The 9,547-nt window shown below is 28.1% G+C and carries 11 protein-coding genes and 4 tRNA genes; 9 read left to right on the forward strand and 6 right to left on the reverse strand.

Going from position 1 to position 9,547, the window contains the following annotated elements; all coding sequences use genetic code 11:
- Positions 1-293: 293 nt before the first annotated feature.
- From KJQ99_RS07640 to KJQ99_RS07660, 5 genes are all read right to left on the reverse strand, one after another.
- On the reverse strand, positions 294-716 hold the full coding sequence (locus tag KJQ99_RS07640; RefSeq protein ID WP_214150446.1) for a type II toxin-antitoxin system PemK/MazF family toxin: 423 nt from the start codon (positions 714-716) through the stop codon (positions 294-296).
- Positions 713-1,852, reverse strand: coding sequence for a tyrosine-type recombinase/integrase (locus tag KJQ99_RS07645; protein WP_214150447.1), 1,140 nt, complete (start codon positions 1,850-1,852; stop codon positions 713-715). The genes KJQ99_RS07640 and KJQ99_RS07645 overlap by 4 nt, the downstream gene beginning before the upstream one ends.
- Before the next feature lie 211 nt (positions 1,853-2,063).
- A tRNA-Arg gene (locus KJQ99_RS07650) sits at positions 2,064-2,139 on the reverse strand.
- Between the two features lie 31 nt (positions 2,140-2,170).
- Positions 2,171-2,247 (reverse strand) — tRNA-His (locus KJQ99_RS07655).
- Positions 2,248-2,269: 22 nt separating this feature from the next.
- Positions 2,270-2,347, reverse strand: a tRNA-Pro gene (locus KJQ99_RS07660).
- 99 nt (positions 2,348-2,446) lie between these two features.
- Between KJQ99_RS07660 and KJQ99_RS07665 the strand changes: the two genes are divergently transcribed.
- Positions 2,447-2,521, forward strand: a tRNA-Val gene (locus KJQ99_RS07665).
- 168 nt (positions 2,522-2,689) lie between these two features.
- Here the strand turns inward: KJQ99_RS07665 and KJQ99_RS07670 are convergent.
- Entirely contained in the window at positions 2,690-4,000 is a 1,311-nt protein-coding gene (locus tag KJQ99_RS07670) for a Na+/H+ antiporter NhaC family protein (protein ID WP_214117416.1), read from the reverse strand.
- Positions 4,001-4,287: 287 nt separating this feature from the next.
- Between KJQ99_RS07670 and KJQ99_RS07675 the strand changes: the two genes are divergently transcribed.
- The 8 genes from KJQ99_RS07675 to KJQ99_RS07710 form a co-directional block, all read left to right on the forward strand.
- Positions 4,288-5,004, forward strand: coding sequence for an SEL1-like repeat protein (locus tag KJQ99_RS07675; RefSeq protein ID WP_214120257.1), 717 nt, complete (start codon positions 4,288-4,290; stop codon positions 5,002-5,004).
- A gap of 30 nt (positions 5,005-5,034) precedes the next feature.
- Positions 5,035-5,847 carry a prolipoprotein diacylglyceryl transferase gene (lgt, locus tag KJQ99_RS07680; protein ID WP_214150448.1) on the forward strand — a complete coding sequence of 271 codons (813 nt, stop codon included), beginning with the start codon at positions 5,035-5,037 and terminating at the stop codon, positions 5,845-5,847.
- A gap of 73 nt (positions 5,848-5,920) precedes the next feature.
- Positions 5,921-6,331, forward strand: a complete 411-nt coding sequence (locus KJQ99_RS07685; RefSeq protein WP_214150449.1) for a PepSY-like domain-containing protein — start codon at positions 5,921-5,923, stop codon at positions 6,329-6,331.
- Positions 6,332-6,376: 45 nt separating this feature from the next.
- On the forward strand, positions 6,377-7,792 hold the full coding sequence (locus KJQ99_RS07690; RefSeq protein WP_214117420.1) for a PepSY-associated TM helix domain-containing protein: 1,416 nt from the start codon (positions 6,377-6,379) through the stop codon (positions 7,790-7,792).
- Positions 7,773-7,997, forward strand: coding sequence for a hypothetical protein (locus KJQ99_RS07695; protein WP_214117421.1), 225 nt, complete (start codon positions 7,773-7,775; stop codon positions 7,995-7,997). The genes KJQ99_RS07690 and KJQ99_RS07695 overlap by 20 nt, the downstream gene beginning before the upstream one ends.
- 64 nt (positions 7,998-8,061) lie before the next feature.
- Complete coding sequence (locus KJQ99_RS07700; RefSeq protein WP_214117422.1) at positions 8,062-8,277, forward strand: type II toxin-antitoxin system Phd/YefM family antitoxin; 216 nt, start codon at positions 8,062-8,064, stop codon at positions 8,275-8,277.
- Positions 8,264-8,992 carry an alpha/beta fold hydrolase gene (locus KJQ99_RS07705; RefSeq protein WP_214150450.1) on the forward strand — a complete coding sequence of 243 codons (729 nt, stop codon included), beginning with the start codon at positions 8,264-8,266 and terminating at the stop codon, positions 8,990-8,992. Before KJQ99_RS07700 ends, KJQ99_RS07705 begins: the two co-directional genes overlap by 14 nt.
- Positions 8,970-9,547: hypothetical protein (locus KJQ99_RS07710; protein ID WP_214150451.1), on the forward strand; the 578-nt coding region annotated here is incomplete at its 3' end. The genes KJQ99_RS07705 and KJQ99_RS07710, both read left to right, overlap by 23 nt.

The raw sequence follows: 9,547 nt of genomic DNA on the forward strand, positions 1-9,547 counted from the left end.
ACTAGGGCTTTTTAGCTTTTACGGGTCGCTACTCGCATACTTCCTAGCCTTGAGTAAAAATATAAAATGGGTCAGTTGGGTTAGGTTCTTCCTAGCCCAAACTAAATGATGGGGGTCGCTACTTGCATACTCCGGATTTTTGAAAATTTTTATAATGCTACTTCATTCATTATAAGCCCATCAAAACGCTAAAATCCTTACTACTTAAGCATTTTAGGAGTTTTCTTATTTGTAATACTTTTATTAATATTTTAATGATATGATAACTTTAACGAGCTACAAAGCTTACGCCCTTAATGGGTTCCCACGCTAGTTCGTGGGATAACTTCTTTATTAATTTTTTCTACAATTTTACAAAAATCTTCATTCGTTATTTTGATACTTGACAAACTTATAATTCTTTTATTATCAAATATCCTTATTTGATTTAGTAATAAGGCTTGTTCAGTTTTATTTTTATCAATTATTATAATTTTATGCTTATTTGCCTTGCTTGTTTTTGAACTTAGAGGAACGCCTAAAAAGGCTTTATTGTTACTAATGTAAAAAGTATTTAATACCAACACAGGTCGCTTAAAATTATCTCCTTTACCATAAATCTCACAACCTATATTTAAACCTACATTGACCCAATAAACTTTACCTATTTTTGCATTACTTACAAAATCTTTATTATTAATCGCCTTTTTTACTTCATTCCACTCATCGTAATTCATAGAAAATCCTTAATAAACTTCTCTAAATAATCGCCCCACCATTGCATTAACTCACGCTTAGCTTCTAGCTTATGGCTTCTATCATACACACCACGAACGCCGCCTATTGTATGAGCTAGGCAAAGCTCTATAATCTCGCTTGAATAATTATTATCGTTAGCTATCGTACTAAACATTGCACGAAATCCGTGGGGCGTGAATTCATCGTTTGTAATGCCACCACGACGTAAAATCATTCTTAAAGTATTATCGCTAATGTAGGGGTCTTTTTTATTCGTTCGGCTAGGAAACACCCACTCATCATCGCTTTTAAAGATAGTTTTTAGAGTATTTAGTATCTTCAAAGCTTGAGAGTTTAAGGGCAAGTAAAAAGGTTTTTTCATTTTCATTTGTTCGCTAGGAATTGCTAAAACACCATCATCAAAATTAACCCACTCCCAACGCATTGCCCTAATGTTTTGCGTTCTTAAAGCAGTTAAAGATTGTAAAATTAAAGCATATTTATATAATGGATTTGAGTTAGCAGTGCGTATTATATTAAAAAGCCTTTTTAAATCATCATCATTAGTAAGCGTTGCGTGATTTTTCACTTCTTTTTTACCAAGTAATACACTAGGCTTTACTTTAGCTAATGGGCTTACTACCTCATCGCCGTTACAAATAGCAAACTCATATAATTGATTAATCAAAGCAAAGGCACGATATGAAGTTTCTTGTTTATCGCAAGACTTTAAGCACTCTATGATTTGCAAAGCTTTTAAATCAACTATATTAATATTTTTTAAAATATCAAATATTCTAAAAGTACTTATGTATCTTTTGTAAGTTTTATCAGTTACAGCCTTTTCTTTACTTGCTAAAAACTCATTAAATAAAGTATCTAGTGTTTTACTAGTATTCATTATCCCACTTGCTAAACTATCAGCCAAAGTTTTATAATCACTTATCGCTTGTTCTATTCCATAGCTTATATTAAAATCATTTAGCTTTTTGATTTTGTCCTTGCCGTTCTCATTGTATCTATAATAAAAAGTTTTGTTCCCATTAGTTCCCACATAAATATAAATATTATTATAAACACTTACTTTATATCTTTTATTTTTAGGCTTTAATGCTTGTATTTGCTTATTTGTCAATGCTTACCCCTTTTTTATGATTGTTCCCAAGTGATTTTTTGTAAAAATCCCAAGTGTTCCCAAAACTTGTTCCCAAAAAATTATACCATTTAGATATTTAATGATAATTAGTGATAAGATAAGTAATTAAACAAACAAGGCTAAAACATCGTATTTAAGGGGTAAAAATACTCTTTAGATATTTAATGATAATTAGCGAAAAAATACAAAGTGGTACGCTAGGTAGGAGTCGAACCCACAACCTACAGATCCGAAGTCTGTTGCTCTATCCATTGAGCTACTAACGCAACAAAACTAAAATATGATTTTTTAAAAAAGTGGGGTGAGTGATGGGAATCGAACCCACGACCCTCAGGACCACAATCTGATGCTCTAACCGACTGAGCTACACTCACCATAAATGAAATAATAAAGAAGTGGTCGGGGTGAAAGGATTCGAACCTTCGGCCCCTTGGTCCCAAACCAAGTGCGCTAACCAGACTGCGCTACACCCCGAAAATGTTTTATAAGAAAGGTCGCATTATATATTAACTTTTTTAAAATGTCAAGAAAAAAATAATTTATTCACAAAATATTGCTAAAATTATACACAATGACCCCGTAACTCAGTGGTAGAGTGTTACCTTGACATGGTAAAAGTCGTTGGTTCAAGTCCAATCGGGGTCACCATTTTAATTATTCTTTTTTGATTATTCTTTTTATAAAATATGTTTTAATGTTTTTTCTTGTGGAATTTAAATCATTAGCAAAATTATATAAATTTATAAGATTAATATATTTAAAAATAAACAACCGCAAAAGCAGTTGTTTAAAATAACTTGCCTAAAATAAGGCAAATTATAAATAATAAGCTATTAAAGCACCACCTACTACTAAAGGTATATTATAGAATATAAATGTAGGGATACATACATCTTTTATGTGATCACTTTGATTATCAGCATTAAGCCCAACGGTAATTCCTAAAGTTGCTTCACTAGCAGGGCTACCTGTGTCTCCAACTGCACCAGCACAAGCAATGATGAAAATAATACTTTCAGCACTAAAACCTAAAGCCGTGCAAATTGGCACAAATAAAGTAGCAATAATAGGAACCGTTCCAAACGAACTTCCAATTCCAAGAGTAATTAATAATCCTATACACATCATTCCAAACGCTATTATTAATTTATTAGTAGTAATACTTAAAGTAAAATCAACTATTTCTTTAATAGCTCCTGTGCTTTGTAAAACAGCTCCAAAACCACAAGCAATTAGCATAATAAACGCTACATAACCCATTAAAGAAAATCCACCCAAAAACACTTCATCAATTTTTTTATACTCAACTCCACCGCTTACACAAATAAATAAAAAGCCAAGTAAAGCCGAAAGCGGTAAAGAACCAACAAGTATTTGAGTAGTTAAAGTAATTAATAAACCTATCATTACCATTAGTTCTTTTTTACCAAAACTAATATTATCTAAGTTTTCATATTTTGTTTCAAGCTCTTGATATGCTTTAGGTTTTCTATAATAAATAAATGAAGCAAGAAGACCAAAAAACATTATAAAAAACATAAGCCAAACAACACCAGCAACATCACTTTGAGTAACTTTTACTCCATTATCATTTAACGATTGAGTAATTATATCTTGGAATATAAGACCAAATCCCACAGGTAAAGTCATATAAGGCGTTGTAAGCCCAAATGTTACCGCACAAGCTACAGCACGCCTGTCAATTTTCAGCTTATTAAATAGACTTAGCATTGGTGGGATTAAAATCGGAATAAATGCTACGTGAATTGGAATTAAATTCTGAGAAAAGCTTGAAATTATAGCTAAAGAAAATAGCAATAAAATTCTTTTATCTGACATCTTTTTACTAATAAAATTAACTAAATAAGCAGTTAAATTAGTCCTAGATACAGCAACTGCTAAAGCACCTACTAAAACATAGCTAAGTGAGGTTTGCAAATTGCCACTCATACCACTTATGAATGTATTCATAATATTTTTTAATACTACTAAAATATTATCATCAAAACTAACACTCATAAGTCCTGCTATTAGTCCAGAAACTAAAATAGCTAAAAATACATTAAATCTTAATAGACATAGTCCAAGCATTATAAAAACGCTTATTAAAACAGGGTTTGTTAACATAAATTTTCCTTTAAATTAATTTTGTTTAAATGTTTAAAATATAAAAAATAATATGATAAAAAAGTATTATGAAGTCTCAATGCCCTAAGGCATGATGGAAGAAGAAGCTTGTAAATAAATTGTTTGTTAAGACAAATGATAAAACACTCATTTAAAAACTCCTTTTGTAAAATATTTGCGTTATTCAACCTAAAATATTCTGAAATTTTCCTTAAATATTTTATTTTTTTAGAAAAAATCATTAAAATTATCTAAAATTCAATACACTAAAACCTTAAGGAGTAAATATGAAAAAATTAATAATACTTATATTTTCAATATTTGTTTATGCAAATGAAGCACAAATCGCTCTTGATTTAGCAAAAGTTAATGAATATTTATCAAAAATTAGTGCTTGTAGTAATAATGATTTTAAAGGCTGTGATGAAGCAAATAATATAAATAAAATAACTTACATAAAAGAAGCAAAAGACTATATAAACGATGAATGCAAGGCAAAAAATATGGCAGCTTGTTATACAATTTCTACTTTTAGTGATGATGATTATACGATTTTTAATGCCTTAAGACTTGCTTGTCAAAATCATTTTGAATTAGCTTGCACCAAGCTTGTATTAAATTACGAACAAAACTCAACAAAAGCACTAAAAATCATAAAAGCTCAATGCGATAACGAAAATAATCAAAACTCTTGTTATGCAACTGCTAGATATTATAAAGGATTTTTAGATAAAGAAAACGCTATTAAATACGCTCACATTGCTTGCAACAAAAATTTCTTTAATGCTTGCATATTTGAAGCAAGTGTGCATTTAGAAAATAATGACACAAAAAAAGCATTCAATCTTTTAGAGCAAACTTGCAATAAAGGCTATGAAGAAGCTTGTTTTGCTGGAGCTAATGCTTATTTAAATATGGGTAAATTTAAATTAAGTAAAAAATTCTTAGAAAAATCTTGTAATTTAGGTAATCAAATATCTTGCAAAAAACTAAGTGGTTTTTAATATATTTTGAAATTCTAAAAAAGGATAATAATGCTTGAATTTTGGCAACATTTTTATGAAAATACCAATAGAGTTGCATTTAGCATAGGAATGTTTAAAATACATTATTACGCACTTTGCTACATACTAGCACTGCTTATTGCATTATTTATAGGACAAAAATTTGCTCCACGCTTTGGCTTTAGCAAAAAAGAAATAGAAAATTATTTCGTTTGGATAGAAATAGGCATAATCTTAGGAGCTAGGATAGGATATATTTTAGTTTATAGCGACGATAGATTATATTATTTAAGCAATCCTTGGCAGATGTTTAATCCATTTGTAAATGGCGAATTTGTAGGAATTGCTGGAATGAGCTATCACGGAGCATTAGTTGGTGCATTAATTACAACTTATCTTTATTCTAAAAAATATAAAAAAAATATGTTTAAAATACTTGATTTAGTAGCATTATCAGTGCCATTAGGGTATATATTTGGAAGAATTGGAAACTTTTTAAATCACGAACTATTTGGCAGAACAACTGATGTAGCTTGGGGCGTTTATGTAGGAGATACCTTAAGACACCCTAGCCAATTATATGAAGCATTCGCTGAAGGTTTAATAATTTTCATTATCATTTACATTTTTTCAAAGAGAATAAAGTTTAACGGGCAATTAATCTGTATTTATGCAATGTCGTATGGGGTAGCTAGATTTATTTGTGAATTCTTTAGAGAACCTGATTTTAATTTAGGCTTTATTGCATTAAGCCTATCTATGGGTCAAATTTTGAGTTTAATTATGTTTTGCTTTGCTCTTAGTTTGTATTTTTATTTAAATAAAATTAAAGCTAATCATTAACACGGGGGGGGGTATAATCAAAATTACGATATTTTGATAATATCAAATTTCAAATCATTTTAAGGAGTAAAGTATGAAAAAACTTTTATTTTTAGGTGCAATTAGTTGCTGTTTATTAGCTGATACAAATATTAACCCAAATGAGTTACCACAAAACATTCAAGACTTTGTAAAAACTCATTTTACAAATGAAAATATAGTTAAAGCTGAAAAAGATTGGGATTCTTATGAAATCAAACTTAGCAATGGAACTGAACTTGATTTTTCTAAATCTGGAGATATTAAAGAAATAGATGGAAAATACTCTCCAATTCCTGATAGCATTATGCAAGATGTTTTAAAACTTGCTAAAGAAAATCAAAAAAATGCGAAATTAATGGAAATTGAAAAAGAATGGAACGGATATAAACTAAAATTTAATAACAATTATAAAGTTTATATAGACAATAACGGAACTATCACAAAAACCGTGCTTGATGATTAAAAACAATAGGAATTTCAATTTGAAATTCCTAAGATTAGGAAAGATATGAAAACACTTAGAAAATTACATTCTTACATTGGAATTTATGCTTGTTGGTTACTTTTTATAATAACCTTTTTTGGAACCATTAGTTATTTTAGAAATGAAATTGATTTTTATATGCAGCCAAAATTGCACGAAAGCAAAACTATCTTAAATAATGATATAAATGGATTAAGTAGTGCTATTAATTACGCACAAGAAAAATATAAAGATTACGATTTTATATCTATCAAAACTCCTAGTTATTATAATAATTTATATGAGATTAATTATTATAATTCTAATTCAACAAAAGGCGAAAGAAAAAGTAATATAAGCTATTTTGATGGAGAAAATATACTAAATAAAACAAGCACTTTAGGAGCTAAATTTTTAACTAGCATTCATTATAAATTATTGCCTATTAATGGTAGTTTTAAAGATTTCTTAGAAGCAATTGTTAGTATTTTTGCAGCTGGGATAATATTTTTATATATAAGTGGAATTTTGATTTGGAATAAAAAGAATTTCAATAAAATTAATGTGAAAAATGATTTAGCAAGATTATTTGATTTTCACATAGTTGCTGGACTTTTTGTGGGTTCATTTTTATTCATCTTAGCACTTAGTGGAATAGGCATAAATTACATTAAAGATATAGAAAAATTATTTACTACAACTACCACTAAACAAGCAAAAACACCAAGTAACGCAAATACAAATAGTGATAAAAGTTTTATTTTTGATACAAATTTAATTAGCAAAGCTATTAATAATTTAGAAAATACAAAAAATATAACAATTGTTTTAAATAAAAGCACAAAAGAATTTGCAATTACTTTAAATGATGATAAAAATGTAATGCCATCAATTAATACAAAAAGTAATAAAAGCTATGTTTTTGATAGCGAAGCTAATGTAAAACAAACTCCAAAAGAAAGCAAACTAAGTGCATTTTCATCAATTTATGAAATATTTTTTAATATTCATAGAGTTATGTTTGCTGATTTTCAACTTTATTTTATTTTATTTTTATGTGGAATATTTACTTGCTTATTTATATACAAAGCTTTATTATTAGCTAGTAAAAAACATAAAGATAATCTACTTTATAAAGCAATTGCTTATGCAGCGTTTTATCCATCTTTAAATGCTACTGCTATTTATTTTATCGCCAATAAACTTACTCAAAATATGCAAGTAGAACAATTTGCATTTTTAATAAGCTTTATATTAAGCATTATTCTTAGCTATATTTTTGTAAATAAAACTAAAAATCTAATGATAATTAGCTTAATTATTTTATTGGCATTATTAATATCTGATATTTGTATTAGTGGTTTTGTGTTTATAACAATGATGTTTGACTTTGTTATATTACTTATAATTTTAGGATTAATTATTAATTTAAGGAGAGCAAATGTTAATAATATTAATTAATTTAATAGGAGCAATCTGCCTTAGCATTGATTATAAAAAAGCAAGTTATATTTTATTTGCAATAGCATTTGTATGTGCCTTATATCTTGATGCAAAACTATATAATTTAATGATATTTTTTAGTTCAATTTTTGCATTTTGTATAATTACGATTTGGGCTAAACACCTATATGATTTAAATAATAAAAGCTCTAACATTCGCTAATTTTTAGCGAATGTGGTTTTGGATTAGTTTTTGCTTTATTATTTAAAATCACAAAAGGAAAAATATGAAATTTAGCCAAGATGAGATATTTTCAGCTACTGATGTAGTTCGTAATTTTTCTGCAATTTTAAAAAAAATTGAAGGAAATAAAAAAGTCTTCGTAGTAAAAAACAACAAATTCCAATGTGTTATGCTAAACCTTGCCGAATATGAAAAATTACAAAATGCTTTAGTAATTTTAGAAGCTATTTATAAGGACAAAAAAAATGGCAAGAATTAATATAAAAAATCTCGGGCTAAGTTATCTAATAAGACAAGGAAATGGAGAAAAAGTAGCTTTAATAATGCACGGCTGGGGTGCTAATAAAGAACTAATGGAGCAATTTTTCACAAAATCTTTAAGCAAACATTGTAAGCAAATGATATTTTTAGACTTTGCAGGATTTGGTGGAAGTGATGAGCCAAGTTATGCTTTTAACTCTATTGATTATCTTAATTTGACAAATGAATTTATAAAAGCATTAGATATAAAAGTTGATATTTTGCTAGGTCATTCTTATGGTGGCAAAATTGCTTGTCTAATGGCTAGTAAGAATGATTATGATGCGTTGATTTTATGTGCTAGTGCTGGGCTAAAACTACCAAAAAGCCCTAAAGTAAAGCTAAAAATCTTTCTTGCAAAATGCTTAAATAAATTAGGATTTAAAAATATAAGAAGATTTTTAGCTAGTAAAGATGGTGCTACGCTAAGCCCTATTATGTATGAAACTTTTAAAAATGTAGTTGATGAAGACTATCAAAATGAAATTAGCAAAATCAACACAAAAACCTTGCTATTATGGGGCGAAAGCGACACTGCAACACCACTTAGCATAGCAAATAAAATGCAAGGTTTAATCAAAAACTCAAAACTAATTACCTTTAATGGAAATCATTTTTTCTTTATGCAAAATGATTTAACGCCTTTTATTGATGAGTTTTTTCAAAAAGCTTGAAGAATTAGAAATAATTTATTTTAAAGATTGCTACAAATCTTGCAACGGGCATTGCTGTAATGCAGATAAGCCCTTTAATGTAATAATCCCTATGCTAAAAAGCGAGTATGAATACATTAAAGATAAAACCAATCTAAGTCTAGTTGCAAGTATTACTTACAAATTAAAATGCGAAAAAACAATCACTTTATGCTTTGTCAAATGCTCTTATAAAGGCTTATGCACTTTTCGTCCTTTAGCTTGTAAGCTATATCCGTTTTTTGCTTTAGTTAATGATGATGGGGTGGTTTTGGATATAAATGCAATTAGCTTATATGATTTATTTTATAAGGATTTTTCATCTCATCCTTGCCCTTTGATAAAGTATGATTTTGATAATTTAAAAGCGCAATTTTTATTAAATGTAAAGCAAATCTCAAATGAGCCAATAATAATTTTTATATTTAGAGCATTAGAGCTTTTAGTCAAATACCTTAAACTTTATTTAAAAGATTTATATCTTGATAATTGTGAAAACAAAAAAGAGATTTTGCATAAAAACAATTTCTTAAATGC

The organism is Campylobacter sp. 2018MI13, assembly GCF_018501135.1.
Classification (GTDB): domain Bacteria; phylum Campylobacterota; class Campylobacteria; order Campylobacterales; family Campylobacteraceae; genus Campylobacter_E.